Origin of the sequence: Pseudomonas sp. ADAK21, from assembly GCF_012935735.1 — a bacterium.
Lineage (GTDB): Bacteria > Pseudomonadota > Gammaproteobacteria > Pseudomonadales > Pseudomonadaceae > Aquipseudomonas > Aquipseudomonas proteolytica.
Map to the genome: position 1 here is coordinate 4604903 of NZ_CP052857.1, position 25414 is coordinate 4630316.

Sequence of the window (25414 nt, forward strand, 5' to 3'; positions counted from 1 at the left end):
GTCAAGCGGGTGGGCTGCTGTGGCAACCCGGCTTTTTCGGGCGCAGGTGCTCGATATAGAGCGGTCGGCCGTCGTGACTCTTTGGTCAGCGGCGGCATTATACATAGGTCGCTATGCTTACGCCGAGCCTTCATACAAAAGGTGGGTCGTCCATTGGTCTAAAGGTCGCAGGTACCGGATTGCGCCTAAAGTCGCACGTAATGCTCAAGTTTGGCGTTTTTCCCTTTTGTTTCAAGGTTGTAGGCGACTGAATCTACGGTTTTCGCAGCAAATGTACCGGGCGCAAGGTTCCAGTCCACATTCAACTGGAGTAGGCTCGGGCACAGCCAGATGTTCAATCCACAAACGGAGTTCAGCATGGGATACAAGAAGATTCAGGTTCCGGCAGTCGGCGACAAAATCACCGTCAACGCAGACCATTCTCTCAATGTTCCTGACAACCCGATCATTCCCTTCATCGAAGGTGACGGTATTGGCGTCGACATCAGCCCGGTGATGATCAAGGTGGTCGATGCAGCTGTTAACAAGGCTTACGGCGGCAAGCGCAAAATCTCCTGGATGGAGGTGTATGCCGGCGAGAAGGCCACTCAAGTTTACGACCAGGACACCTGGCTGCCCCAGGAAACCCTGGACGCGGTCAAGGACTACGTGGTTTCCATCAAGGGCCCGCTGACCACGCCGGTCGGTGGCGGCATCCGTTCGCTGAACGTGGCCCTGCGCCAGCAACTGGACCTGTATGTCTGCCTGCGCCCGGTGCGTTGGTTCGAAGGTGTGCCAAGCCCGGTCAAGAAGCCTGGCGATGTGGACATGACCATCTTCCGTGAGAACTCCGAGGATATTTACGCCGGCATCGAATGGAAGGCCGGTTCGCCGGAAGCCATCAAGGTCATCAAATTCCTCAAGGAAGAAATGGGCGTCACCAAGATCCGTTTTGACCAGGATTGCGGGATTGGCGTCAAGCCGGTTTCCAAGGAGGGCACCAAGCGCCTGGCGCGCAAGGCCCTGCAATATGTAGTGGATAACGACCGTGAGTCGCTGACCATCGTGCATAAAGGCAACATCATGAAGTTCACCGAGGGTGCCTTCAAGGAATGGGCCTATGAAGTGGCCGCCGAAGAATTCGGCGCGACCCTGCTCGACGGTGGGCCGTGGATGCAATTGAAGAACCCGCGCACCGGCCGCAATGTGGTGGTCAAGGATGCGATTGCCGACGCCATGCTCCAGCAGATCCTGCTGCGTCCGGCCGAATATGATGTGATCGCCACCCTGAACCTCAACGGTGACTATCTCTCTGACGCCCTGGCGGCAGAAGTGGGCGGTATCGGTATTGCGCCGGGCGCCAACCTGTCTGATACCGTGGCGATGTTCGAAGCCACTCACGGTACTGCACCCAAATACGCCGGCAAAGACCAGGTCAACCCGGGTTCATTGATTCTGTCGGCGGAAATGATGTTGCGCCATATGGGCTGGACCGAGGCTGCCGACTTGATCATCAAGGGCACGAATGGGGCAATCTCGGCCAAGACCGTGACGTATGACTTCGAGCGCTTGATGGATGGCGCCAAGCTGGTGTCGTCGTCGGGCTTTGGCGATGCGTTGATTTCGCATATGTAATAATTCGAAGGCGATAAAAAAACGGCCATCCTGACTGATCAGGATGGCCGTTTTTTATGCAGGGTATCTGCTCAGTGGCTGATTAGGCCGTTTGTTTCTTTTTCGACTGAGCGGATCTATCTGCGTTGTCGTGGTCTTCGTGGGGAGTGCCAGTTGCAGCTGCGCAGATTTCGACAGCGTGCAGGCCTTTAGGTCCCTGGATGATCTTAAAGGACACCAATTGACCGGCTTTCAACGTTTTGTAACCCTCCATGGTAATCGCCGAGTAATGTGCAAAGAGGTCCTCATCCTTACCGTCTTCATTAATGAAGCCGTACCCCTTGGCATTGTTGAACCATTTGACCTTGCCACTGATCTTGCTGCCAGACATACCCATATCCCTCTGCACCAGACTCCATCACTGGAGTATCATCCAGTTTATCCGTCCTAACCCGAATAAATAAGGTTGACTGCGCGGACCTTTTTTACCCACTGTGGGTTCTATTGGTTGTAACACCGTTTTGCCGATAGTCAAGGTGACCAGTCGGTCGGAGTTGAATTTCTGACAGGTCGCCCCCATCACTGTAAATGCACAACAGACGAACCTTTCTTTCCATGCATGCATTCAGCCAGATTCGACTAACATTCAATCAGGATCGCCCGGATCATCTAGAAGACGATGACGGTTCTGCAGGCATCGCTGTTCAGGAGGCCAAGCCTGCTTTACAGGCGCCGCCGATGTACAAGGTGGTTTTGTTCAATGATGACTACACGCCGATGGATTTCGTCGTCGAAGTACTCGAGGTGTTTTTTAATCTGAACCGCGAGTTGGCGACCAAGGTAATGCTGGCCGTTCACACAGAAGGACGGGCAGTATGTGGAGTGTTTACCCGCGACATCGCCGAGACCAAGGCCATGCAGGTCAACCAGTACGCCAGGGAAAGCCAGCATCCGCTACTCTGTGAAATCGAGAAGGACGGTTAACTCCGACCACTTGGGTATGAGGTGAAGCTATGTTAAACCGCGAGCTCGAAGTCACCCTCAATCTTGCCTTCAAGGAGGCCCGTTCGAAGCGTCATGAATTCATGACCGTCGAACACCTGCTGCTGGCACTTTTGGATAACGAAGCTGCCGCCACCGTTCTGCGTGCGTGCGGCGCCAACCTCGACAAACTCAAGCATGACCTGCAAGAGTTTATTGACTCCACCACGCCACTGATCCCCGTGCATGACGAGGACCGTGAGACCCAGCCAACCCTGGGCTTCCAGCGGGTGTTGCAGCGTGCTGTCTTCCACGTGCAGAGCTCCGGCAAGCGTGAAGTGACGGGCGCCAATGTATTGGTTGCCATCTTCAGCGAGCAGGAAAGCCAGGCGGTGTTCCTGCTCAAGCAGCAGAGCGTTGCCCGTATCGATGTCGTCAACTACATCGCCCATGGCATCTCGAAAGTGCCAGGGCATGGCGATCACTCCGAGGGTGAGCAGGATATGCAGGACGACGAGGGCGGCGAGTCTTCTTCTTCAAGCAACCCGCTGGATGCCTATGCCAGCAATCTCAACGAGTTGGCGCGCCAGGGGCGGATCGATCCGCTGGTTGGGCGCGAGATGGAAGTTGAGCGTGTTGCGCAGATCCTGGCTCGTCGTCGCAAGAACAACCCGCTGCTGGTGGGCGAGGCGGGCGTGGGCAAGACCGCGATTGCCGAAGGCCTGGCCAAGCGTATTGTGGACAATCAGGTGCCTGACCTGCTGGCCAACAGTGTCGTCTACTCCCTTGACCTGGGGGCGTTGCTCGCCGGGACCAAGTACCGTGGCGACTTTGAAAAGCGTTTCAAGGCGTTGCTTGGCGAGCTGAAAAAGCGTCCGCAGGCGATCCTGTTTATCGATGAAATCCACACCATCATTGGCGCCGGTGCGGCGTCCGGTGGGGTGATGGACGCTTCCAACCTGCTCAAGCCGCTGCTGTCTTCGGGTGATATCCGCTGCATCGGCTCGACCACGTTCCAGGAGTTTCGCGGGATCTTCGAAAAAGATCGTGCCCTGGCGCGTCGCTTCCAGAAAGTCGACGTGTCCGAGCCTTCGGTCGAGGACACCATTGGTATCCTGCGTGGGCTCAAAGGCCGTTTCGAAGCGCACCACGGCATCGAATACAGTGATGAGGCACTGCGTGCGGCCGCTGAGCTGGCATCGCGCTACATCAATGACCGGCACATGCCGGACAAGGCCATCGATGTGATCGACGAAGCGGGGGCCTACCAGCGCCTGCAGCCGGTAGAGAAGCGTGTGAAGCGCATTGAAGTGGCCCAGGTCGAGGATATCGTGGCGAAAATCGCGCGTATTCCGCCAAAACACGTCACCAGTTCCGACAAGGAGCTGCTGCGTAACCTGGAGCGCGACCTCAAGCTGACGGTGTTTGGCCAGGATGCGGCGATTGATTCGCTGTCGACGGCGATCAAGCTGTCCCGTGCCGGTCTCAAGTCGCCGGACAAACCGGTGGGTTCGTTCCTGTTCGCCGGGCCTACCGGCGTCGGCAAGACCGAAGCAGCACGCCAGTTGGCCAAGGCCATGGGCATTGAGCTGGTGCGGTTCGACATGTCCGAATACATGGAGCGGCACACCGTGTCGCGCCTGATCGGTGCGCCTCCGGGCTATGTCGGCTTCGACCAGGGCGGCCTGTTGACGGAAGCGATCACCAAGCAGCCTCACTGCGTACTGTTGCTCGATGAAATCGAAAAGGCCCACCCGGAAGTCTTCAACCTGCTGCTGCAGGTCATGGACCACGGGACCCTGACCGACAACAACGGGCGCAAGGCGGACTTTCGCAACGTGATCGTGATCATGACCACCAACGCCGGTGCCGAGACGGCCGCGCGGGCTTCCATTGGCTTTACTCATCAGGATCACTCTTCCGACGCCATGGAAGTGATCAAGAAGAGCTTCACGCCGGAATTCCGTAACCGCCTGGACACCATTATCCAGTTTGGCCGCCTCAGTCATGAGGTTATCAAGAGCGTGGTGGACAAGTTCCTTACCGAGCTTCAGGCGCAGTTGGAAGACAAGCGCGTGCAGTTGGAAGTGACGGAAGCGGCACGCAGCTGGATCGCCGAGGGTGGCTACGACGCGGCAATGGGTGCTCGCCCAATGGCGCGTCTGATCCAGGACAAGATCAAGCGGCCACTGGCCGAAGAGATCCTGTTTGGCGAGCTCTCCGACCATGGTGGCGTGGTGCATATCGACCTGAAGGATGGCGAGCTGACCTTCGAGTTCGAGACCACGGCCGAAATGGCCTGACCGCTGTAAACCTGTAGGAGCGAGCTTGCTCGCGAAGATCGCCAACGATAACGCATGCTTCCTGATTCGGTGCGTTGTCCTGGGGTTCTTCGCGAGCAAGCTCGCTCCTACAGTTGTTTTGCGACATCTATAAATCCCACACACACAAAAACGCCCGGCATAACCGGGCGTTTTGTATTGACTTGTTTAGCGAGCGCGGTAAGTGATGCGCCCTTTGCTCAAGTCATAGGGCGTCAGCTCGACGCGCACTTTGTCACCGGTAAGAATACGAATGTAGTTCTTGCGCATCTTGCCGGAGATATGCGCGGTTACGACGTGCCCATTTTCCAACTCCACACGAAACATGGTGTTGGGCAGGGTGTCGACGACAGTGCCTTCCATTTCGAAGCTGTCTTCTTTCGACATGCAGTAAAGCCCTCGGTATCCAGTGAATGGCCCGGTGCAACTGCGCCAGGCAAAAGCGGCGTGCATTGTGCCCGAAAAAGGGTGTTTAAGCCAAGGGGTTCTAGTTAAGCGTGACCCATCTTTGATTAATTAGCAGCTCAATGGGCCGATATTGGGTCTTGTAGTTCATCTTTTTGCAGTTTTTGATCCAGTATCCGAGGTACACCGCTTCCAGGTTTTGCCTGGATGCTTCACTGATCTGCCACAGGATGGCGAAGCGCCCCAGGCTACGGCGCTCTTCAGCGGGCTCGTAAAAGGTGTAGACCGCCGACAAGCCATTGGGCAGCAGGTCGGTGACCGCGACCGCCAGCAGCCTTCCTTCAAGCCGGAATTCGTAGAAGCGCGAGAACGGCAGGTCGCGCACCAGAAACGTAGAAAACTGGTCGCGACTGGGTGGGAACATGTCGCCGTCTGCGTGGCGCTGTTCGATGTAGCGCTGGTAAAGATCGAAATACTCCTCGCTGAAACCGGGCTTGGCTGCGGTCACGATCAGGTCGGCATTACGTTTGAGGATGCGTTTTTGATTACGGTCCGCCAAAAATTGCGCCACAGGTATGCGCGCCGGCACACACGCGTTGCAGTTCTGGCAGTGCGGCCGATACAGGTGGTCGCCACTGCGCCGAAAGCCCATCTCTGACAGATCCGCATACACGTGCACGTCCATCGGCTGGCTGGGGTCGAGGAACAGCGTCGTCGCCTGTTCCTCGGGCAGGTAGCTGCAAGAGTGGGGTTGAGTGGCATAAAACTTCAAGCGCGCCAACTCGGTCATGATCAACCCTCGGATAAGCTTTGAAATAAGTGTAAGCCAGGTGTGCGCATGTCGCCTAAGAAACCCACGGCCCACTGCTGGCTTGATCAAGATGGTCGCGCAGGTAACCGGCAAAGTCGCTGCGGGGGATGGCGCGGGCGCCGAGGCTGTGCAGGTGATCGGTGGGCATCTGGCAGTCGATCAGGACAAACCCCCAGGCCTGCAATTGCCTGACGAGCGTGGCAAAGCCGAATTTCGAGGCGTTGTCTGCGCGGCTGAACATCGATTCGCCAAAGAACAACTGGCCCATGGCCAGGCCGTACAGGCCGCCAACCAGCGTGCCCTGGTCCCACACCTCGACAGAATGGGCATAGCCCCGTTGGTGCAGTTGCAGGTAGGCGTTCTGCATGGCGTCGGTGATCCAGGTGCCGTCTGCATAGCTGCGAGGAGCAGCACAGGCCTGTATGACGGCGGCAAAGTCCTGGTCGAAGGTCACCTCGTAGCGTTGCTGGCGCAGCAGCTTGGCGAGGCTGCGGGATACGTGCAGCTCTGCGGGGAACAATACCGTGCGCGGGTCGGGTGACCACCACAGGATGGGCTGGCCTTCCGAGAACCAGGGGAAGCAGCCATGGCGATAGGCCTGGACCAGGCGGTCGGCGGACAGGTCGCCACCGGCGGCGAGTAGGCCGTTGGGTTCACGCATGGCTTTTGCCAGCGGTGGGAAAGTCAGGGTATTGCGTTGCAACCAGGTGAGCATGGGTAGTCAGGCTTACGGAAGGGGAGGGCGGTGACAGGCCAAGGCCCGCCGCGTAGGCAGTGATTATTGTCGACCCGGCGCCACTCGGCCAGCGCGATCGCGCAATCAGTGCCCAGATGCATGAGCGAGTGTTTCTGCAACTCTATAGCGGTGATGCGGTCGTAATCGCGTCATGTCGCCATCCGTTGGGCGGGAATGCTGGGTAAAGCTTGTCCAGTCTGATAAAAACAGCTCATAAGCCTTTGTCAGTAAAGACAATGCATGCTCAAATTGAAACGTATGGGCAATGCGCTTGTGTATGCTTCAGGAGCGAGGCCGGCAGCGTGGCAACGGGCACACAAACCCGTACAATGGCGGCACTATGTCCTTGTGGGCCGGCGTTAACGCCTGTTCATGACGCAGTCACGGAGTGTTATAGGACGCTTGACGACGCTCGTTCACTTTTCACCTGCCCGGGTTGGGCAGTATTTTTATAGTCATTCAACTGTTGGACGCGCTTAAGGCGCAGGAAAAGACCCGTTTTGAAGAAATCCGCCGCAGCACCCAAAACAGCAGTGGTACCGGCCTGGCGCCAGCACCTGCACTATCGGCTCAAGGAAGGCGCGCTGATTGCCATCGGTGCTTTATGCCTGTTCCTGATGATGGCCTTGCTGACCTATGGCAAGGACGATCCGGGCTGGAGCCATAACAGCAAGATCGATGATGTGCAGAACTTCGGCGGGCCTGTGGGCTCCTACAGCGCCGATATCCTGTTCATGATCCTCGGTTATTTCGCCTATATCTTCCCGCTGTTGCTGGCGATCAAGACCTGGCAGATCTTCCGCCAGCGCCACGAGCCGTGGCAGTGGAGCGGCTGGCTGTTTTCCTGGCGCCTGATCGGCCTGGTATTTTTGGTGTTGTCGGGCGCGGCGCTGGCACATATCCATTTCCATGCACCGACCGGCCTGCCGGCGGGTGCCGGCGGCGCCCTGGGCGAAAGCCTGGGTGACCTGGCCCGCAAGACCCTGAATATCCAGGGCAGCACGCTGATGTTCATTGCCCTGTTCCTGTTTGGCTTGACGGTGTTTACCGACTTGTCCTGGTTCAAGGTCATGGATGTGACCGGCAAGATCACCCTCGATCTGTTCGAGCTGTTCCAGGGCGCCGCCAACCGCTGGTGGGCAGCCCGCGTGGACCGCAAACGCATGGTTGCGCAACTGCGTGAAGTCGATACACGGGTCAACGAAGTGGTGGCTCCGAGTACGCCTGACCGCCGTGAGCAGGCCAAGGTCAAGGAGCGCTTGATCGAGCGTGAGCAGGCGCTGACCAAGCACATGTCTGATCGCGAGAAACAAGTGCCGCCGGTCATCGCTCCCGCACCGGTCAAGGCGCCCGAGCCAAGTCATCGTGTGCAGAAGGAAAAGCAGGCGCCGCTGTTTATCGACAGCGCCGTCGAAGGCACCTTGCCGCCGATCTCGATCCTTGATCCGGCGGAAAAGAAACAACTCAACTATTCCCCGGAATCCCTGGCGGCCGTTGGCCATCTGCTGGAAATCAAGCTCAAGGAGTTTGGCGTCGAAGTGTCGGTGGATTCGATCCACCCAGGCCCGGTGATTACCCGTTACGAGATCCAGCCGGCCGCTGGGGTCAAGGTCAGCCGTATCGCCAACCTGGCCAAAGACCTTGCGCGCTCCCTGGCCGTGACCAGCGTGCGCGTGGTGGAAGTGATCCCCGGCAAGACCACCGTGGGCATTGAGATTCCCAACGAAGACCGCCAGATCGTGCGTTTCTCCGAAGTGCTGTCGACCCCGGAATACGACAACTTCAAGTCGCCGGTCACTCTGGCCCTGGGTCACGACATTGGCGGCAAGCCGGTGATCACAGACCTTGCGAAAATGCCTCACCTGCTGGTGGCCGGTACCACCGGTTCCGGTAAGTCGGTGGGGGTCAACGCGATGATCCTGTCGATCCTGTTCAAGTCCGGCCCGGAAGACGCCAAGCTGATCATGATCGACCCGAAGATGCTGGAGCTGTCGATCTACGAAGGCATTCCGCACCTGCTGTGCCCGGTGGTGACCGACATGAAGGACGCCGCCAACGCCTTGCGCTGGAGCGTTGCCGAGATGGAGCGACGCTACAAGCTGATGGCGAAGATGGGTGTGCGTAACCTGTCCGGCTTCAACGCCAAGGTCAAGGAAGCCCAGGACGCCGGTACGCCGCTGACCGACCCGCTGTACAAGCGTGAAAGCATTCACGATGAAGCGCCGTTGCTGACCAAGCTGCCGACCATCGTCGTAGTGGTCGACGAATTTGCCGACATGATGATGATCGTCGGCAAGAAGGTCGAAGAACTGATCGCCCGTATCGCGCAGAAGGCCCGTGCCGCCGGGATCCACTTGATCCTTGCGACCCAGCGGCCATCGGTGGATGTGATCACCGGTCTGATCAAGGCCAACATCCCGACGCGTATGGCGTTCCAGGTATCGAGCAAGATCGACTCGCGGACCATCATCGACCAGGGCGGCGCCGAGCAACTGCTGGGCCATGGTGACATGCTCTACATGCCGCCCGGCACCAGCCTGCCGATCCGCGTTCACGGCGCCTTCGTTTCCGATGACGAGGTGCACCGCGTGGTCGAGGCCTGGAAACTGCGCGGTGCGCCGGAATACAACGACGATATCCTGGCGGGTGTCGAGGAGGCCGGCAGCGGTTTCGACGGTGGCAGCGGTGGCGGCGACGATGATGCCGAGACCGACGCGCTGTATGACGAAGCGGTAGCGTTCGTGCTGGAAAGCCGTCGCGCCTCGATCTCTGCGGTGCAACGTAAACTGAAGATCGGCTACAACCGCGCCGCGCGTATGATCGAATCCATGGAAATGGCCGGCGTCGTCACGGCAATGAACACCAACGGCTCGCGCGAAGTGATCGCGCCAGGGCCGATGCGCGACTGACCTCGTGCCGCGTGGCAGCACGCGGCGCGCCTTTCACATCATTCTATGAGGACTCCCATGCGTCTTATCCGCATGCTGTTGTTGCCAGCACTGGCCTTGACCGCGTTTTCGGCCCACGCTGACCAGGCCTCCGTCGCGAGCCTGACCAACCTGCTGGACAAATCCAAGACCCTGACCGCGCGCTTCTCCCAGTTGACCCTGGACGGCGGCGGCACGCAGTTGCAGGAAACGGCCGGTGAAATGGCGGTGCAGCGCCCAGGCCTGTTCTTCTGGAAAACCGACGCGCCCAACGAGCAGACCATCGTTTCTGATGGCAAGAAAGTCACGCTGTGGGACCCGGACCTGGAGCAGGCGACCATCAAGACCCTCGACCCGCGCCTGAGCCAGACCCCGGCCTTGCTGCTGTCCGGTGATGTGTCGCAGATCAGCGAGAGTTTCGAGATCACCTCCAAGCAACAGAGCAATGTGATCGACTTCACCCTCAAGCCCAAGTCCAAGGACACGCTGTTCGACAGCCTGCGCCTGTCGTTCCGCAACGGCGTGATCAACGATATGCAGTTGGTCGATAGTGTCGGCCAGCGCACCAATATCCTGTTCACCGGGGTCAAGGCCAATGAGCCGGTCCCAGCCTCCACGTTCAAGTTCGACATCCCCAAGGGTGCCGATGTGATCCAGGAGTAAATCGCTGCCCATGGACCTGTTTCGAAGTGACCCGATTGCCCAGCCTTTGGCCGCGCGTTTGCGCTCGACCAACCTGGATGAGTATGTCGGGCAAGAGCACCTGCTGGCCCGCGGCAAGCCCCTGCGCGAGGCCCTGGAGCAGGGTGCCCTGCACTCGATGATCTTCTGGGGCCCGCCGGGCGTGGGCAAGACCACCCTGGCGCGGCTGTTGGCGAAAGTCTCGGATGCACACTTTGAAACGGTCTCGGCGGTGTTGGCCGGGGTCAAGGAGATCCGCCAGGCAGTGGAGGTCGCCAAGCAGCAGGCCGGGCAGTACGGTCGGCGCACCATCCTGTTTGTCGACGAAGTGCATCGCTTCAACAAATCCCAGCAGGATGCATTCCTACCTTACGTGGAAGACGGCACGCTGATTTTCATCGGCGCCACCACGGAAAACCCCTCGTTTGAACTGAACAACGCCTTGCTCTCGCGGGCGCGAGTGTATGTGCTCAAGAGCCTCGATGAAGCCGCAATGCAGAAGCTGTTGCAGCGGGCGCTGGGCGAGGACAAGGGGCTGGGCAAACGCCATCTGAGCCTGGGGGAGGAGGGTTTCAAGATTCTGCTGGCGGCGGCTGACGGTGACGGTCGACGTTTCCTCAACCTGCTGGAGAACGCCTCTGACCTGGCCGAAGACAACAGTGAGATTGGCGTCGACCTGCTGCAAAGCCTGCTGGGTGATACCCGGCGGCGCTTCGACAAGGGCGGCGAAGCCTTTTACGACCAGATTTCCGCGTTGCACAAATCTGTACGCGGCTCCAACCCGGACGGCGCGTTGTATTGGTTTGCGCGCATGATCGACGGCGGTTGCGATCCACTGTACCTGGCCCGGCGCGTGGTGCGCATGGCCAGCGAGGACATCGGCAACGCCGATCCCCGCGCCTTGAGCCTGTGCCTGGCGGCATGGGAGGTCCAGGAGCGCCTGGGCAGCCCGGAAGGCGAGTTGGCGGTAGCGCAGGCCATCACTTACCTTGCCTGTGCGCCGAAAAGCAATGCGGTGTACATGGGCTTCAAATCGGCATTGCGTGCAGCGGCCGAGCACGGCTCGCTTGAGGTCCCGCTGCATCTGCGCAACGCGCCCACCAAGCTGATGAAGCAATTGGGTTATGGCGACGAATATCGCTACGCCCACGATGAGCCGGATGCCTATGCCGCCGGGGAAGACTACTTTCCCGACGATCTGGACCCTCAGCCGTTCTATCAGCCGGTACCTCGTGGTCTGGAGCTGAAGATCGGGGAAAAGCTCAACCATTTGGCGCAACTTGACCGCCTGAGCCCGAAACAGCGGAGAAAACCATGATTCCCTTGGTCGTCGCAGTCTCCGTTGGCGGTGTAGCCGGGACCTTGTTGCGCTTTGCCACGGGCAATTGGATCAACGCCAATTGGCCGAAACACTTCTATAGCGCGACGCTGGCCGTTAATATCGTGGGCTGCCTGCTGATCGGCGTGTTGTACGGCCTGTTTCTGTTACGCCCGGAGGTGCCTGTTGAAGTGCGCGCCGGGTTGATGGTGGGCTTCCTTGGCGGCCTGACTACCTTTTCATCCTTTTCACTGGATACCGTGCGCCTGCTGGAAAGCGGGCAAGTGCCGCTGGCATTAAGCTATGTGGCCATCAGTGTATTCGGCGGGCTGCTTGCCACCTGGGCTGGCCTGTCCTTGACCAAACTTTGATAAACGAGAGACCGACATGCTCGATTCCAAACTGTTACGTAGCAACCTTCAGGACGTAGCGGACCGCCTGGCATCCCGCGGCTTTGCCCTGGATGTTGCGCGCATCGAAGCGCTGGAAGAACAGCGCAAGACCGTCCAGACCCGCACCGAAGCACTGCAGGCTGAACGCAATGCACGTTCCAAATCCATCGGTCAGGCCAAGCAGCGTGGTGAAGACATCGCGCCGCTGATGGCGGACGTCGAGCGCATGGGCAGCGAGCTGTCCGACGGCAAAGTCGAGCTGGACAAGATTCAGTCCGAGTTGGATTCGATCCTTCTGGGCATTCCCAACCTGCCGCACGAGTCGGTGCCGGTTGGCGAAGACGAAGACGGTAACGTCGAAGTGCGCCGCTGGGGTACGCCAAAAGCCTTTGATTTCGAGATCAAGGACCACGTCGCCCTGGGCGAGCTGACCGGTGGCCTGGATTTTGAAACCGCCGCCAAAATGTCCGGCGCGCGCTTTGCCTTGCTGCGCGGCCCGATTGCGCGCATGCACCGTGCCCTGGCGCAGTTCATGATCAACCTGCACACCGGCGAACACGGTTACGAAGAGGCTTACACCCCGTACCTGGTGCAGGCGCCGGCACTGATGGGCACCAGCCAGCTGCCGAAATTCGAGGAAGACCTGTTCAAGATCAGCCGCGATGGCGAAGCCGATCTGTACCTGATCCCGACCGCCGAAGTGTCGCTGACCAACATCGTGGCCGGCGAGATCCTCGACGCCAAGCAACTGCCGATCAAGTTCGTTGCCCACAGCCCGTGCTTCCGTAGTGAAGCCGGCGCCTCGGGCCGTGACACCCGCGGCATGATCCGCCAGCACCAGTTCGACAAGGTCGAGATGGTGCAAGTGGTCGAGCCGTCGACCTCCATGGAAGCCCTGGAAGGCCTGACCGCCAACGCCGAGCGCGTCCTGCAGCTGCTGGAGCTGCCGTACCGCGTATTGGCGCTGTGCACTGGCGATATGGGGTTCAGCGCGGTGAAGACCTACGACCTGGAAGTATGGGTGCCGAGCCAGGACAAATACCGCGAGATTTCTTCGTGCTCCAACTGCGGTGATTTCCAGGCCCGGCGCATGCAGGCGCGTTTCCGTAACCCGGAAACCGGCAAGCCGGAATTGGTCCATACCCTCAACGGTTCGGGTCTGGCCGTAGGCCGCACCCTGGTCGCGGTGCTGGAAAACTACCAACAGGCTGACGGTTCGATCCGCGTGCCTGAAGTGCTCAAGCCGTACATGGCGGGCGTTGAGGTCATCGGCTAAATGGAATTTCTGCCGCTGTTTCATAACCTGCGCGGCAGTCGTGTGTTGGTCGTCGGTGGCGGGGAGATTGCCTTGCGCAAATCCCGGCTGCTGGCCGATGCCGGCGCGTTGTTGCGGGTGGTTGCTCCCCTGATCGAAGATCAGTTACGGGAATTGGTGCAGGGCAGTGGCGGTGAACTGATTGTGCGTGGTTATCAGGAGGCGGACCTTGATGGTTGCACCCTGATCATCGCGGCGACCGACGACGAGCCGCTGAACGCGCAAGTGTCCAGCGATGCCCGGCGCCGGTGTGTGCCGGTCAATGTGGTGGATGCGCCGGCCTTGTGCAGCGTGATCTTCCCGGCGATTGTCGACCGCTCGCCCTTGGTGATTGCAGTGTCCAGTGGCGGCGACGCGCCGGTGCTGGCGCGCTTGATCCGTGCCAAGCTGGAAACCTGGATCCCGTCCACCTACGGCCAGTTGGCCGGGCTGGCTGCGCGCTTTCGGGCGCAGGTCAAAGGTTTGTATCCCGATGTGCAACAGCGCCGGGCTTTCTGGGAAGAGGTTTTCCAAGGGCCGATTGCCGATCGGCAACTGGCTGGGCAAGGCGATGAAGCTGAGCGTTTGCTGGTAGAGAAGGTCAATGGCAAGCCGCCCCATGCGCCGGGTGAAGTGTATTTGGTCGGTGCGGGCCCCGGTGATCCGGACCTCCTGACCTTTCGCGCCCTGCGCTTGATGCAGCAAGCCGACGTAGTGCTATATGACCGCCTGGTGGCGCCAGCGATTCTTGAGTTGTGCCGTCGCGACGCCGAGCGGGTATATGTCGGCAAGCGCCGCGCCGATCATGCGGTGCCGCAGGACCAGATCAACCAGCAATTGGTGAGACTGGCCAAGCAGGGCAAGCGCGTGCTGCGCCTCAAAGGCGGCGACCCGTTTATTTTTGGGCGTGGCGGTGAAGAGATCGAGGAACTGGCGGCCAATGGCATCCCGTTCCAGGTGGTGCCGGGGATTACCGCGGCCAGCGGTTGTGCGGCTTACGCCGGTATTCCCTTGACCCATCGTGATTATGCGCAATCCGTGCGTTTCATCACCGGGCACTTGAAAGACGGGACTTCGGATTTGCCTTGGAATGACTTGGTCGGGCCGTCGCAGACCCTGGTGTTCTACATGGGCTTGATCGGCTTGCCGATCATCTGCGAGCAACTGATCCGCCATGGTCGTTCGGCAGACACCCCGGCAGCGCTGATCCAACAAGGCACCACGTCCAACCAGCGTGTGTTTACGGGCACCCTGGCTGACCTGCCACGCCTGGTGGCGGAGCATGAAGTGCATGCGCCGACACTGGTGATTGTAGGAGAAGTAGTGGTGTTGCGTGAGAAGCTGAAGTGGTTCGAAGGTGCTCAGTCCCAGGTGTGATCACCGGCACTCATATCAATTGTAGAAGCGAGCTTGCTCGCGAAAAAATCAACTGCGCCGCGTGCCTCCAGAATGCCCGCGTTATCGTTGACGATCTTCGCGGGCAAGCTCGCTCCTACAGTTTTTGCTTCAGCTCCAGACGCCCTTGCTGCTCATCTTCTGCCGGTCATGTTTGCTGTCAAACGCCTGCGACGGTCCCTTCGGCACAATCCCTGTCGGATTGATCGTGCGGTGGCTAGCGTAGTAATGCCCCTTGATATGGGCAAAATCCACTGTCTCGGCCACCCCCGGCCATTGATACAGCTCGCGCAACCAATTCGACAGGTTCGGATAATCCGCAATCCGCCGTAGGTTGCATTTGAAGTGGCTGTAATAAACCGCATCAAACCGGATCAGCGTCGTAAACAGGCGTACATCAGCCTCGGTCAGGTATTCACCTGCCAAGTAGCGGTGACCACCCAAGTGCTGCTCCAGGTGATCCAACTCGGCAAATACATCATCAAAGGCACTTTCGTACGCCTGCTGCGAAGTGGCAAAGCCTGCGCGATACACGCCATTGTTCACGGCGGGATAGATCCGCTCGTTCCACGCGTCGATGGTCGGGCGCAATGGCTCGGGGTAGAAGTCCAGGGTGTTGCCCGTCAGCTCGTTGAACGCGCTATTGAACATGCGGATGATCTCCGCCGATTCATTGCTGACGATGCGATTGAGCTTCTTGTCCCACAGCACCGGCACCGTGACGCGCCCGGTGTAGTCGGCGGTATCGGCGGTGTAGCGCTGGTGCATGAAGGCAAAGTCGTCGAGCCTGTCGCCGGTAGAGCCATGGGCCTTGTCGAAGGTCCAGCCATTTTCCAGCATCAGCCAACTGACCACTGAAACGTCGATCAGGCTCTCCAGACCCTTGAGCTTGCGCAGGATCAGGGTGCGGTGCGCCCAGGGGCAGGCGAGGGAGACATAGAGGTGGTAGCGGCCGGCTTCGGCCTTGAAGCCGCTGTCGCCGCTTGGGCCAGCTTGGCCATCTGCGGTGACCCAGTGCCGGCGTTGCGCCTGTTCCCGTTGGAAGGCGCCATCTGCGCTACTTTCGTACCACTGGTCATGCCAGTGTCCTTCAATCAGCAAACCCATGACTGACTCCTTGGCTATTAAGCGTTGGAGTGCAGTCTAATCGTCTGGGTTCGAACAAATAGCGCAAAGGCTCGGGGTTAATGATCGATTAAATCGATTTGTCCCGCGCATCCCAATACTGCTGGGCCAGTTCAAAAGCCTGCTCCCGTGGGTGCCCAAGGCCGCGCAGGGCCAGGGCCATGGTGGCGATCAACGCCAACTGCGGGTAGCTATCCTGCACTTCGCCGCGCCACAGTGCCTTCAAATGCTCGGGGTCGAGGCTGGCCGGCTTGACGTGGCGCTGGGCGGAGAGGGCAGGCCACTCCTCATCCCAGCTTGCGCCACCGGTGGTGCCATATAAGTGGCTGGCGGAGTCGGGATTGATCTCGATCTCGCCGCCATCGCCCTTGATCACAATGGTGTTGTCACCCAGCAGGCCACTGGCATCGCGATGTACACCCTGGTAACCGGGATGGAAGATGCTTTGTAGGCCGCAACGTGCACCCAGCGGGTTGAGGATGCGCGCCAGCGAGTGGATGGGCGAGCGCAGGCCAAGGATGTTGCGCAGGTCAATCATGCGCTGCAATTGCGGAGCCCAATCGCCCAGCGGCATAAACGCCAGGTTGCCTTGCGCAAGGGCGGTCTCGACCTGTTGCCAGTTGCGGCACAGTGGAATCTGCAGCTCACCCAGCAACTGTTCGGTGTACAGCCGGCCGGCTGTGTGGGCGCCGCCGCCATGCATGAAAATTCGCACGCCGTTTTGCGCCAGGCACTTAGCGGCCAGCAGGTACCACGGCAGGTGGCGTTTTTTCCCGGCGTAGGTAGGCCAATCGACATCTACCTGCAGTGCCGGCGGGTTCAGGCGTTCGCGCAGGGCCTCGGTGAAGCCGGCGAGTTCCTCTGGGCTCTCTTCTTTGTGGCGCAGCAGCATCAGGAACGCGCCGAGCTGGGACTCCTCGACCTTCTCGTCGAGCAGCATGCCCATGGCTTCCCGCGCTTCTTCGCGCGTCAGGCTGCGGGCACCGCGCTTGCCTTTGCCGAGGATGCGCACAAACGGCGCAAAGGGATGTTCGGCGGGAGTTTCGGTGATCAACGGGGCGAAGTCGGTCATAAACAATTCGTCGGTCTGGGCAGGCCCGCCAGCTTGGCGGCAAGTTTGGCGGGAGTGCCTTTGAACAGTCGGTTGAGGTGCAGGCTGTTGCCCTTTTCCGGGCCCAGCTTCAAGGCGGTGTACTTGATCAGCGGGCGGGTGGCCGGTGATAACTGGAACTCCTGGTAAAAACTCCTGAGCAGCTCGAGGATTTCCCAGTGTTCGTCGGTCAATTCCAGTTCTTCAGCGCTTGCCAAAGCGTTGGCCACCTCGGTTGACCAGTCGTTGAGGTCAGCCAGGTAACCGTCTTTGTCCAGTTCTAGTGCGCGCGCGCCTACGGTCAGCGTGTTCATAACCAACTGTTGACCTTGTCATGGTCGATCGACAACTGCACAAAACCTGGGTAGTCAACACTCTTGGCCCACTCCGGCAATGACAGGCCCCGGGCCTGGGCGTCTTCGGCAAGCACGAAGATGGCCAAGGCACTGACCTCCAGGGCCTTGAAGGGCGCGCTACCGGCTTGCAGGGCATAGGTTGCATCGCCGCACAGCAGGATCGTGTCTCGTGCACCACACAGCCGTAGGCAACTGTCCAGTCTGCTGTCGGAAAAGGGTGAGTGGGACAATACATGCAAAGTCGACATCAGAGGGTCATCACCTGATCGTAACGGTCAATCATCTGGGAAATCTGTTCGCTGCTCAGTGGCTGCGCGCTATCAGGGGCGCTCAATCCACGCTCGGCCAAGCTGTGGCTGCAGGCAAACACCTCATCGATGCCGAACAGCGAGAGTGCCTGCAGGTTGGCAGTCACATCCTTCTGCTGCACGGCTTTGGCATTCTGTGCGGGTGCCAGTTGAAACACCCCGTCATCGAGAAACAGCAGCCCAATCGGCAAGTCGAATGCGCCACCGGCCAGTACCACATCCAGCGCTTCCCGCGCACTGGGTCCGGACCACGGCGCCTGGCGACTGATTACCAGCAAGGATCTGGACATTTCATGGCCCTCCAAAGCAAATCAGGCGGTCGGCGTCCTGGATTGCATCGTGCAATTGCCCAAGGCCCGACAACGCCCAGGGCGCATCGAGGTTCACCGCACCGCGCTGGTAGCGCGCAGCCTCCTCGGCATTGAGCACGCCGCGCCGTAACGCAGCAGCGATGCATACCACGCCATCGAGTTGATGCTCGCTGACCAGGGCGCGCCATTGTTGGGCGATGTCCTGCTCATCCTGCGGCGTGACCACCGAATTGGCGGCGCTGTAGACGCCATCCTGATAGAAAAACAGCCGCACAATCTCATGCCCGCCGGCCAGTGCAGCCTGGGTAAACAGCAGGGCACGGCGCGAGGAGGGCGCATGGGCGGCGGAAAACAGCGCAATTGCGAACTTCATGGAACACTCTGTAGGTAAACCTGTGCCAATGATAAAGCCGCAGGCAACAAAAAGCCCGCCGAAGCGGGCTTTTTGATGGGGCTGGGATCAGTCGTCGCGGCTCATGATGCCGAAGATCTGCAACAGGCTGACAAACAGGTTGTAGATCGATACATACAGGCTGATGGTCGCCATGATGTAGTTACGCTCGCCGCCATGGATGATGGCGCTGGTCTGGAACAGGATGCAGACCGAGGAAAACAGCACAAAACCGGCGCTGATCGCCAACTGCAGGCCGCTGATCTGGAAGAACATGCTTGCCAACACCGCCGCCAGCAACACGAAGAAGCCAGCCGTGATGAAACCGCCGAGGAAGCTCATGTCCTTACGGGTGATCAGTACATAGGCCGACAAGCCACCAAACACCAGTGCCGTCATGGCAAACGCCGAGCTGACCACTTCCGCGCCGCCCTGCATGCCCAGGTAACGGTTAAGGATCGGGCCCAGCAGGAACCCCATGAAACCGGTCAGGGCAAACGCCGACACCAGGCCCCAGGCCGAGTCGCGCAGCTTGTTGGTGAGGAAAAACAGGCCGTAGAAGCCGATCAACACCACGAAGATATTCGGGTAGCCAACACGCATCTGCTGCGCCACATACGCCATCACGCCGCTAAATGCGAGGGTGAGGGCGAGCAAGCCGTATGTATTGCGCAGGACGCGGCTAACCTCTAGCTGCTCAGCCTGCACGTTGCTATTAACTGCGTAATCCTGTTCGCGCATGGCGACACTCCTTCAGTTTTGAAACGTTCAGTCGCAAAGATCATAACAGACGCTCTGTAACAAGCTATGCAGAGAGTTTGACAGTGTGTTTCATTCGGGTATTATGGCGCCCGCTGAGACAGGATGGGCTACTATAATCCTGTGTTGCACAAGGGAAATTGGCAGAGTGGTTGAATGCACCGGTCTTGAAAACCGGCGAACGTTAATAGCGTTCCCAGGGTTCGAATCCCTGGTTTCCCGCCAAGATTCATACGAAAGCCCCGCGAATGCGGGGCTTTCGTGTTTCTGGCGTTCGATAATTGGACAGGGTTTTAAACTAACAGTTTCCGCATCGTTTGAGACGCTTTGCGCAACTACTGTCAGATCCTCTATCAACGGGTCGGCTTTACGTGCACCGATGGGCAGGCCGTTTAACGGGGTCATAGCCATTCCTTTGACCGAAAAATTACTGCCACTATACGGCGCACAAAAGCGTCAGGAAACTACCCCACCTGCGATAATCCTTGGTCCGCTTTGGGTCGGTTGCTGCCCGTCATGAGGTCCGCAAGCGGCCAAACGCTTACGTTTACATCGATAGGGATCATGTAGCAACGTAGACAAGAACCGGCTGGAGGCAATTGAGCGGCGGTGCCGAATGAAGCATGTCGGTAGGTTCACACCATGGATAACTGCGACCTTGAAGCCAATCCATTATTTTGCGCATATGCTGGGAAGGACACTCCAACATGTGTTCGATAGTAATGGACAGTTGAATGGCCAAGCCGCTTTGCGGTGAAAAGATCCAATGATATTCCCCACAGCCTACACGTAACTCTCCAGTCGCTTTTGTTGACATGCCAACCAGCCATTTGCACTTATGAACATTTGCCTCGGGTTTTGGAGGGGCACCGAAGCAGAATGTATAAACGTTCTCATATTTCAGGCTAAAGTCGCGTACCAGAATTTCAGCAATATCTTCGCGCCCCTGGACGTTGGGAGGAAATGCGATGGTGCTTGTCTGCACTAGCACGTTAAGAGTTGCGTCTATACTGAAAGCACGCCGCAACAAGTCAGGCCGATTTCCGTCCTTACCGAAGATGTAGCTCTCAATCGCTTTGGTGGCATTTTTCATGCACAAATCCTAGTGCTGCTACAGGTTGGCGAATCTGGATTCCGCGCGGATTGTGGGCTAACCGAAACTTCCCCCTTCGCGGAATCTGGTACATCAAACATCCTATCGAAGACCCACTGAAACGCCAGCGCGTAAAAGAAGAAGAAAACGAACAGCCCCAGATCGGTGACCAGTGCAGCCCACCAAGAAATCTCCAGCCACCATGCCACCAGTGGTACCAACATTAGAACTAGCCCACCCTCAAAGCCCAGTGAGTGCAGCAAGCGTCTGCCCAACGTGCGAGCACGCTGTGGCTGACGCGCTTCCCAGAGTTCAAAAGCGTAGTTAAACAGCACGTTCCACAGCAGCGCACACACAGATAACATCACCGACAGTGCACCCGCATGGGCCAAACCTTCGTCGTATATCAACGAGATGCTGGGCGATAGCACCGCAACAGCGATTGATTCATAGAGGATGGCTTGAAGAATTTTTCGCGATGGTCCTTGCATGGTGTTTTCCGAAGGGTGGATTGATCGAATACCTGCGACGGTATCGCTCCGTACACACTAAGAAAAATGAGATAAATTGAATACTCATCAATTCAATTCATCTAGGGAACGATGCGTGTTTTCGACTCTTCCGCTTAACGCGCTGCGCACCTTTGAGGCGGCTGCGCGACTGGGTAGCTTTAAAGCGGCAGCTGAGGAGCTCTCAGTCACCCCCGCGGCCATTTCCCACCAGGTCAGGATGTTGGAAGCCCGGCTCGGAGCGATGCTGTTCGAGCGAGCTGGACAAGGTGTCGCATTGACCGAAGAGGGCGAGTTGCTATATCGCCAGACTCATCGCGCCTTGTTAGACATTCGCCGCAGCCTGGAGGCGTTTTATCCGGACACCGCTCCCCAAACCCTGACCATTTCCACTACGCCGGGCTTGGCGGCAGCCTGGCTGATTCCACGGCTGGGTGGTTTCTATAGGAGCTTTCCACAAGTCAATGTGCGGGTCGATACGCGTAACGAAATAGTCGATCTACTGCGTGATTCCAGTATCGATGTCGCCATTCGATCGATCAGCCGCGATGACCCGAAGTTGTTCTGTCAGGAGCTAATGAAAGAGCAATTCTCGATTTACGGTGCCCCAGATCTGGTGGCCTCGCTGAATGTAAAACAGATCGAACTGATCAACCTGCACTGGAAAATTCCGGGAGCATTTTCAATCAACTGGGAAAGCTGGTGCGCGGCTGCAGAATGCCAGGCCTGGCTCGAAACGGCGCAGATGCGTGAGTTCGACGATGAGCATTTTGCTTTGAGCGCTGCGATTGCGGGTCATGGGCTGGTGCTGGCAAGCAATGTACTGGTAGCCGACAGCGTCAGGGATGGAGAATTAGTGGCCTATAGACCAGAAGTAGGCCTGCCCGGTCCGCGTTACGTTGCGGTGTGCGTGCCAGGACGTGAGCGGCAGGTGCATGTGAGTGCGTTCCTGATGTGGCTGGCAGGTGCCGCTCTGCAGGATGGGTGACGATGCTCGACCCGCACCTTTAAGCGTTCGTTACCCCTCAAAAAAATGGCACTCGTATTAACTCCGCCACGCAAGATGAAGTTTAGCGTGGTGTCGTTTCCTTACTTGCATCTGGAAATAGAGCGGTGGTGACGTAATCCACGAAGACTCTCAGCTTGGGTGAAAGATGCCTACTTGAAGGCCAGAGCACCCGTAATATTGTGTGGTCTCGATTGAACCCATCCAGTACGGATACCAAGCTGCCGATTTCCAGTTGCTGACGAATGGCTACGTCTGGCATACACGCGATGCCAAGGCCTGACTCTGCGAAGCAAACCAGCGGTTCAAGTGTATTGGCCGTCATTGAGCTGGCCAGATCAAAAGTGAGTGTTTCGCCTGCGCGGCTTAGGGGCCACTGGTCGACCTTGCCACTGCTGGGGAATCGGTATAGTAGACATCGGTGCTGCATTAGATCCTCGGGGGTCTTCGGCACCCCATGTTGTTCGAAGTACTTCGGTGCACCCACCATGATACGACGATAGCTTCCAAGCTTACGTGCCATCAACCGGGAATCACTCGGCTCACCCGTGCGGATCACCGCATCGAATCCTTCCTCGATTACATCCACCAGACGATCAGAGCAGTCGATATCCAGCTCTATGTCGGGGTACTGACGCTTGAATTCGGCGAATTGCGGCATGAACAGTAGACCGACGGAAGGCAGGCTAACGCGAAGCTTGCCACGAGGTGTCTGGTTGGATTGCGCAAGTTCGTTTTCCGCCGCCTCCACCTCGCCCAGGATGCGTCTGCAGCGCTCCAGAAAAAGAGCGCCCTCTGGAGTCAAGGTGACGGTTCGAGTCGAACGATGGAACAGCCGCGTAGCTAACCGCTCTTCCAGACGAGCGATAGCCTTGCTGACTGCTGATGCTGAGATGCCTAGTTGTTGGCCGGTAGTCGTGAAGCTGCGTGACTCACCGACGCGAACGAAGACATCAAGGGAACCAAGGCTTTCCATGAGCTTCCTTATTGATGACTAAATAGTCATATATGTTGTGAACTATTGCCTATTTTTCTTCTTTTCGCTACCGAACACACTGTTGGGTATGGCTCTGCAAGGGCTAAGACAACTTCGATTTGAGGAATTTGATTGATGTGTACGACGACTACATCTGCTTCAAACAAGGGCACGGAGACCTTGCCTATCGCGGCATTGCTTGCCTTGGCGATGGCAGCCTTTATCACTCTGCTGACCGAAATCATGCCGGCCGGATTGCTTTCCTCCATCGCGGGGGGGTTGAGCGTGTCCGAAAGCTTGGCCGGTCAGTTCATAACTGCCTACGCGGTGGGGGCACTCGTCGCTGCCATTCCAGTGACGACCCTTACGCAGGGCATGCGGAGGCGTCCTTTGCTTCTGGTCGCGATCTTTGGGTTTTCGGTTGTCAACCTCGTCACCGCGCTTTCAGATAGCTATAGCGTCTCATTGGTCGCGCGCTTCTTTGCCGGCGTCTTCGGTGGAATAGTTTGGTCGCTGCTAGCCGGCTATGCCGTACGCATTTCGCCGTCTCATCTCAGTGGGCGGGCGATTGCAATATCCGGCGCCGGCGCGACCATAGCTTTGGTGTTCGGCGTACCGCTCGGTGCATTGCTTGGTCGGGCCATTGGTTGGCAAGGTGCTTTTGGCCTGATGACTGTCTTGGCACTGGTGCTCATCGTATGGGTAATCGCCGTCGTCCCGGATTTTCCCGGTCAGACCAGAGAGCAGCGCCAGTCTCTTAAAGAAGTCTTTCTAAAGACTGGCATTCGTGCCGTGCTGTTTGTGGTCTTTACCTTCGTTGTTGCTCACAACATCCTCTACATCTACATTGAGCCTCTCCTCGAACCCTCGGGCTTGTCCGCGGATGTAGATATTGTTCTGTTCGTCTTCGGAGTGGGCTCAATCATTGGCCTGTGGTTCGTCGGTTCAATGGTTGATCGCCGACTGCAACTCCTTGCTGTTGCAAGCATCGTAGTCTTCGCCCTTGCTTCCCTTTTACTTGGCTTTTGGGGGGACCTTCCAAAGATGGTTTATTGTTCCGTCGTGATTTGGGGAATGGCCGTTGGTGGGTTTGCCACGATCACACAAACCGCATTGTCTCGTTTTGCAGGTGAATCGGTTGATGTCGCGCAATCTATGTATACGACTGGTTGGAACACCGCCGTTGCCGCCGGCGGCATTGTCGGTGGTGTTTTTCTTGATCGAACAGGCCTGGCGTTCTTTGCGTGGGGTGTTATCGGGCTTCTCCTCCTCTCGTTGTTGGGGACGATTCTCGCCATGAATCGGGCACTCCTCGCGTCGGCTGGAAGCTGAATGTCAACGCAACGTCGAAGTTATGTGGCTGCTGGGCCGCTTAGCACCTGACTTTAAAACCATTGCCGATTTTCGACGGGACAACAGCGCAGCCTTCGTTGCCACGTGCCGTGCATTTGTTAGTTTTTGCCGCGGGGCCGGACTCATTGGCGGCGATCTGATAGCCATTGATGGCAGCAAGTTCCAGGCAGTGGCCTCGAATCGAAAGCACATCACACCCAAGAAGCTCCAGCGGCGCGGAGCGGTTCTGGACAAGCGTATTGCCCACTACCTGGCGCAACTTGACGAGGCTGATCGTGGTGAGCAAGAGCAAGCGATTGATCGCTCAGCAGTACAGACTGCGCTTGAGGCGTTGCGCGTAAAAAAGGCCAATAACCAGACCTGCCAAGCGCTGATGCAAGCTCAAGGTCTGGTTCAGCACGTGGTGGGTGAGGCCGATGCGCAAAAAATTCGGACACCTTCAGGCTCGCGTATTGCCTACAACGTTCAGAGCGCGGTGGATGCGAAACACTGTCCGAAGTGACTCAGGAAGGTACCGACAATCGCCTGCTTGAACCGATGGCCAAGGCGACTCAAGCGGTGCTGGAACAAGCCAAGCTCAACGTCACTGCTGATGCAGGCTACTCCAACGGCGCGCAATTTCAGGCGTGTGAAGACGCGGGTATCACACCCGTTGTCCCGCCCAACCGGGCGATCAACAGCAAAGGTGGCGAAGAGCAATTTTTTGACCGCTCGCTCTTCAATTACAGCGAAGAGAGTGACAGCTATCAATGCCCTAATGGCAAGACGCTCACGCTTAAAGCACTTAACAAGGGAGTCCGGGTTTATCACGCATCAATCATTGATTGCGGCACTTGCGCACTGAAAAGCCGGTGCAGCTGCGTTTTCACACAGCCTGGCAATGCGGGGCTTTTGTGTTTCTGGGGTTTTGCTGCCGCGGGCTTGTACTTGCTCAGCGTTCCATAACTATTATGGAATCGCTCCAGAACTTTTCTACTTCGACGGCTTCGCAGTGGCGCCGAGCTGGCGATCAGCAATGCCGCAAGTGCTCAGACCGCCAGACACTGGAGAAGCAACAGGCCGCCGAGCAGGCCAGGGCTAGGCTGCCAAGGAGAAAGCGGATGATCTTGCTGAAAATGAAGGCTGCGCCGTGCTACTGACGACTCTGCTCGTCGGCTGCGCATTGCGGGAGGTTGTCGTGCCGATACTTTTTGACGGTTCTTCTTATTCAATTGGTAGCCCAACCGGAGTATGGCGATGCCAAAAAACCAGTCGTGCTATCTGATATATGGGCACTATTTCTC

Annotated in this window: 26 protein-coding genes, 1 tRNA gene and 1 pseudogene; 13 read left to right on the top strand and 15 right to left on the bottom strand. The window is 58.0% G+C overall.

The annotated features are described in order from the left end of the window. Positions 1–357: 357 nt before the first annotated feature. Positions 358–1614: an NADP-dependent isocitrate dehydrogenase gene (icd, locus tag HKK57_RS20880; protein WP_029293387.1), complete on the top strand. Its 1257-nt coding sequence runs from the start codon at positions 358–360 to the stop codon at positions 1612–1614. Between the two features lie 82 nt (positions 1615–1696). Here the strand turns inward: icd and cspD are convergent, their stop codons facing one another. After that, a complete protein-coding gene (gene cspD, locus HKK57_RS20885; protein ID WP_032866679.1) occupies positions 1697–1984 on the bottom strand; it encodes a cold shock domain-containing protein CspD in 288 nt (95 codons plus the stop codon). Positions 1985–2208: 224 nt separating this feature from the next. Here cspD and clpS point away from each other — a divergent pair, with 224 nt between their 5' ends. Together clpS and clpA are read left to right on the top strand one after the other, a co-directional pair. Further along, on the top strand, positions 2209–2577 hold the full coding sequence (gene clpS / locus HKK57_RS20890; protein WP_029293391.1) for an ATP-dependent Clp protease adapter ClpS: 369 nt from the start codon (positions 2209–2211) through the stop codon (positions 2575–2577). Positions 2578–2606: 29 nt separating this feature from the next. Further along, on the top strand, positions 2607–4877 hold the full coding sequence (clpA, locus tag HKK57_RS20895) for an ATP-dependent Clp protease ATP-binding subunit ClpA (RefSeq protein WP_070995983.1): 2271 nt from the start codon (positions 2607–2609) through the stop codon (positions 4875–4877). A gap of 186 nt (positions 4878–5063) precedes the next feature. Here the strand turns inward: clpA and infA are convergent, their stop codons facing one another. The 3 genes from infA to aat all read right to left on the bottom strand — a co-directional run bounded on the left by infA (position 5064) and on the right by aat (position 6826). After that, the gene (infA, locus tag HKK57_RS20900) at positions 5064–5282 is read right to left on the bottom strand and encodes a translation initiation factor IF-1 (protein ID WP_002553999.1); all 219 of its coding nucleotides are present in this window, start codon (positions 5280–5282) and stop codon (positions 5064–5066) included. 100 nt (positions 5283–5382) lie between these two features. Next, entirely contained in the window at positions 5383–6090 is a 708-nt protein-coding gene (locus tag HKK57_RS20905) for an arginyltransferase (RefSeq protein ID WP_029293558.1), read from the bottom strand. A 55-nt stretch (positions 6091–6145) separates the two neighbouring features. Next, positions 6146–6826, bottom strand: a complete 681-nt coding sequence (gene aat, locus HKK57_RS20910; RefSeq protein WP_029293560.1) for a leucyl/phenylalanyl-tRNA--protein transferase — start codon at positions 6824–6826, stop codon at positions 6146–6148. A gap of 521 nt (positions 6827–7347) precedes the next feature. On the opposite strand from aat, the gene HKK57_RS20915 reads away from it, so the two are divergent. Genes HKK57_RS20915 through cysG form a run of 6 tightly spaced genes read left to right on the top strand, consistent with a single transcriptional unit; the run spans position 7348 to position 14836 of the window. Beyond that, the gene (locus HKK57_RS20915; RefSeq protein WP_029293562.1) at positions 7348–9756 is read left to right on the top strand and encodes a DNA translocase FtsK; all 2409 of its coding nucleotides are present in this window, start codon (positions 7348–7350) and stop codon (positions 9754–9756) included. A gap of 57 nt (positions 9757–9813) precedes the next feature. Then, positions 9814–10437 (top strand): outer membrane lipoprotein chaperone LolA, encoded by a 624-nt coding sequence (gene lolA, locus HKK57_RS20920; protein ID WP_029293564.1) that lies wholly within the window; start codon positions 9814–9816, stop codon positions 10435–10437. A gap of 10 nt (positions 10438–10447) precedes the next feature. Then, positions 10448–11773, top strand: coding sequence for a replication-associated recombination protein A (locus HKK57_RS20925; RefSeq protein WP_070995984.1), 1326 nt, complete (start codon positions 10448–10450; stop codon positions 11771–11773). After that, the gene (gene crcB, locus HKK57_RS20930; protein WP_029293568.1) at positions 11770–12144 is read left to right on the top strand and encodes a fluoride efflux transporter CrcB; all 375 of its coding nucleotides are present in this window, start codon (positions 11770–11772) and stop codon (positions 12142–12144) included. The genes HKK57_RS20925 and crcB overlap by 4 nt, the downstream gene beginning before the upstream one ends. 16 nt (positions 12145–12160) lie before the next feature. Continuing rightward, positions 12161–13441 carry a serine--tRNA ligase gene (gene serS / locus HKK57_RS20935; RefSeq protein WP_029293570.1) on the top strand — a complete coding sequence of 427 codons (1281 nt, stop codon included), beginning with the start codon at positions 12161–12163 and terminating at the stop codon, positions 13439–13441. Beyond that, entirely contained in the window at positions 13442–14836 is a 1395-nt protein-coding gene (gene cysG / locus HKK57_RS20940; RefSeq protein ID WP_169390677.1) for a siroheme synthase CysG, read from the top strand. It abuts the gene before it with no gap. Here cysG and HKK57_RS27175 read toward each other — a convergent pair. From HKK57_RS27175 to HKK57_RS20975, 8 genes are all read right to left on the bottom strand, one after another. After that, complete coding sequence (locus HKK57_RS27175) at positions 14821–14943, bottom strand: hypothetical protein (RefSeq protein WP_262499496.1); 123 nt, start codon at positions 14941–14943, stop codon at positions 14821–14823. The genes cysG and HKK57_RS27175 overlap by 16 nt on opposite strands. Before the next feature lie 22 nt (positions 14944–14965). Beyond that, positions 14966–15961, bottom strand: coding sequence for a glutathione S-transferase family protein (locus tag HKK57_RS20945; RefSeq protein WP_070995986.1), 996 nt, complete (start codon positions 15959–15961; stop codon positions 14966–14968). An 88-nt stretch (positions 15962–16049) separates the two neighbouring features. Next, the gene (locus tag HKK57_RS20950; RefSeq protein WP_029293577.1) at positions 16050–17051 is read right to left on the bottom strand and encodes a glycosyl transferase family protein; all 1002 of its coding nucleotides are present in this window, start codon (positions 17049–17051) and stop codon (positions 16050–16052) included. After that, positions 17048–17383: a TusE/DsrC/DsvC family sulfur relay protein gene (locus HKK57_RS20955; protein ID WP_154906130.1), complete on the bottom strand. Its 336-nt coding sequence runs from the start codon at positions 17381–17383 to the stop codon at positions 17048–17050. The genes HKK57_RS20950 and HKK57_RS20955 overlap by 4 nt, the downstream gene beginning before the upstream one ends. Further along, entirely contained in the window at positions 17380–17673 is a 294-nt protein-coding gene (gene tusB / locus HKK57_RS20960) for a sulfurtransferase complex subunit TusB (protein WP_169390678.1), read from the bottom strand. Before tusB ends, HKK57_RS20955 begins: the two co-directional genes overlap by 4 nt. Continuing rightward, positions 17673–18023, bottom strand: coding sequence for a sulfurtransferase complex subunit TusC (gene tusC / locus HKK57_RS20965; RefSeq protein ID WP_070995989.1), 351 nt, complete (start codon positions 18021–18023; stop codon positions 17673–17675). The genes tusB and tusC overlap by 1 nt, the downstream gene beginning before the upstream one ends. Before the next feature lies 1 nt (position 18024). Then, complete coding sequence (gene tusD, locus HKK57_RS20970; RefSeq protein ID WP_029293586.1) at positions 18025–18417, bottom strand: sulfurtransferase complex subunit TusD; 393 nt, start codon at positions 18415–18417, stop codon at positions 18025–18027. An 87-nt stretch (positions 18418–18504) separates the two neighbouring features. Then, positions 18505–19176 (bottom strand): Bax inhibitor-1/YccA family protein, encoded by a 672-nt coding sequence (locus HKK57_RS20975; RefSeq protein WP_029293588.1) that lies wholly within the window; start codon positions 19174–19176, stop codon positions 18505–18507. 152 nt (positions 19177–19328) lie between these two features. On the opposite strand from HKK57_RS20975, the gene HKK57_RS20980 reads away from it, so the two are divergent. Next, positions 19329–19419 (top strand) — tRNA-Ser (locus tag HKK57_RS20980). Positions 19420–19756: 337 nt separating this feature from the next. On the opposite strand, the gene HKK57_RS20985 is transcribed toward HKK57_RS20980, so the two are convergent. Further along, complete coding sequence (locus tag HKK57_RS20985) at positions 19757–20287, bottom strand: hypothetical protein (protein ID WP_169390679.1); 531 nt, start codon at positions 20285–20287, stop codon at positions 19757–19759. Then, entirely contained in the window at positions 20284–20778 is a 495-nt protein-coding gene (locus tag HKK57_RS20990) for a PACE efflux transporter (RefSeq protein ID WP_169390680.1), read from the bottom strand. The genes HKK57_RS20985 and HKK57_RS20990 overlap by 4 nt, the downstream gene beginning before the upstream one ends. A gap of 115 nt (positions 20779–20893) precedes the next feature. Between HKK57_RS20990 and HKK57_RS20995 the strand changes: the two genes are divergently transcribed. Next, positions 20894–21784 carry a LysR substrate-binding domain-containing protein gene (locus HKK57_RS20995; protein WP_169390681.1) on the top strand — a complete coding sequence of 297 codons (891 nt, stop codon included), beginning with the start codon at positions 20894–20896 and terminating at the stop codon, positions 21782–21784. A gap of 82 nt (positions 21785–21866) precedes the next feature. On the opposite strand, the gene HKK57_RS21000 is transcribed toward HKK57_RS20995, so the two are convergent. Next, positions 21867–22778, bottom strand: a complete 912-nt coding sequence (locus tag HKK57_RS21000; RefSeq protein ID WP_169390682.1) for a LysR family transcriptional regulator — start codon at positions 22776–22778, stop codon at positions 21867–21869. Positions 22779–22913: 135 nt separating this feature from the next. Here HKK57_RS21000 and HKK57_RS21005 point away from each other — a divergent pair, with 135 nt between their 5' ends. After that, on the top strand, positions 22914–24110 hold the full coding sequence (locus HKK57_RS21005; protein ID WP_169390683.1) for an MFS transporter: 1197 nt from the start codon (positions 22914–22916) through the stop codon (positions 24108–24110). Then, a pseudogene (locus tag HKK57_RS21010) lies at positions 24088–24989 on the top strand (transposase); the annotation flags it as partial. The gene HKK57_RS21005 and the pseudogene HKK57_RS21010, both read left to right, overlap by 23 nt. Positions 24990–25414: the final 425 nt, after the last annotated feature.

Bases quoted from the DNA above. Each gene is read 5' to 3' on its own strand.
- icd (WP_029293387.1), top strand. From the start codon at position 358: ATGGGATACAAGAAGATTCAGGTTCCGGCAGTCGGCGACAAAATCACC.
- cspD (WP_032866679.1), bottom strand. From the start codon at position 1,984: ATGTCTGGCAGCAAGATCAGTGGCAAGGTCAAATGGTTCAACAATGCC.
- clpS (WP_029293391.1), top strand. From the start codon at position 2,209: ATGCATGCATTCAGCCAGATTCGACTAACATTCAATCAGGATCGCCCG.
- clpA (WP_070995983.1), top strand. From the start codon at position 2,607: ATGTTAAACCGCGAGCTCGAAGTCACCCTCAATCTTGCCTTCAAGGAG.
- infA (WP_002553999.1), bottom strand. From the start codon at position 5,282: ATGTCGAAAGAAGACAGCTTCGAAATGGAAGGCACTGTCGTCGACACC.
- HKK57_RS20905 (WP_029293558.1), bottom strand. From the start codon at position 6,090: ATGACCGAGTTGGCGCGCTTGAAGTTTTATGCCACTCAACCCCACTCT.
- aat (WP_029293560.1), bottom strand. From the start codon at position 6,826: ATGCTCACCTGGTTGCAACGCAATACCCTGACTTTCCCACCGCTGGCA.
- lolA (WP_029293564.1), top strand. From the start codon at position 9,814: ATGCGTCTTATCCGCATGCTGTTGTTGCCAGCACTGGCCTTGACCGCG.
- HKK57_RS20925 (WP_070995984.1), top strand. From the start codon at position 10,448: ATGGACCTGTTTCGAAGTGACCCGATTGCCCAGCCTTTGGCCGCGCGT.
- crcB (WP_029293568.1), top strand. From the start codon at position 11,770: ATGATTCCCTTGGTCGTCGCAGTCTCCGTTGGCGGTGTAGCCGGGACC.
- serS (WP_029293570.1), top strand. From the start codon at position 12,161: ATGCTCGATTCCAAACTGTTACGTAGCAACCTTCAGGACGTAGCGGAC.
- cysG (WP_169390677.1), top strand. From the start codon at position 13,442: ATGGAATTTCTGCCGCTGTTTCATAACCTGCGCGGCAGTCGTGTGTTG.
- HKK57_RS20945 (WP_070995986.1), bottom strand. From the start codon at position 15,961: ATGGGTTTGCTGATTGAAGGACACTGGCATGACCAGTGGTACGAAAGT.
- HKK57_RS20950 (WP_029293577.1), bottom strand. From the start codon at position 17,051: ATGACCGACTTCGCCCCGTTGATCACCGAAACTCCCGCCGAACATCCC.
- HKK57_RS20955 (WP_154906130.1), bottom strand. From the start codon at position 17,383: ATGAACACGCTGACCGTAGGCGCGCGCGCACTAGAACTGGACAAAGAC.
- tusB (WP_169390678.1), bottom strand. From the start codon at position 17,673: ATGTCGACTTTGCATGTATTGTCCCACTCACCCTTTTCCGACAGCAGA.
- tusC (WP_070995989.1), bottom strand. From the start codon at position 18,023: ATGTCCAGATCCTTGCTGGTAATCAGTCGCCAGGCGCCGTGGTCCGGA.
- tusD (WP_029293586.1), bottom strand. From the start codon at position 18,417: ATGAAGTTCGCAATTGCGCTGTTTTCCGCCGCCCATGCGCCCTCCTCG.
- HKK57_RS20975 (WP_029293588.1), bottom strand. From the start codon at position 19,176: ATGCGCGAACAGGATTACGCAGTTAATAGCAACGTGCAGGCTGAGCAG.
- HKK57_RS20985 (WP_169390679.1), bottom strand. From the start codon at position 20,287: ATGAAAAATGCCACCAAAGCGATTGAGAGCTACATCTTCGGTAAGGAC.
- HKK57_RS20990 (WP_169390680.1), bottom strand. From the start codon at position 20,778: ATGCAAGGACCATCGCGAAAAATTCTTCAAGCCATCCTCTATGAATCA.
- HKK57_RS21000 (WP_169390682.1), bottom strand. From the start codon at position 22,778: ATGGAAAGCCTTGGTTCCCTTGATGTCTTCGTTCGCGTCGGTGAGTCA.
- HKK57_RS21005 (WP_169390683.1), top strand. From the start codon at position 22,914: ATGTGTACGACGACTACATCTGCTTCAAACAAGGGCACGGAGACCTTG.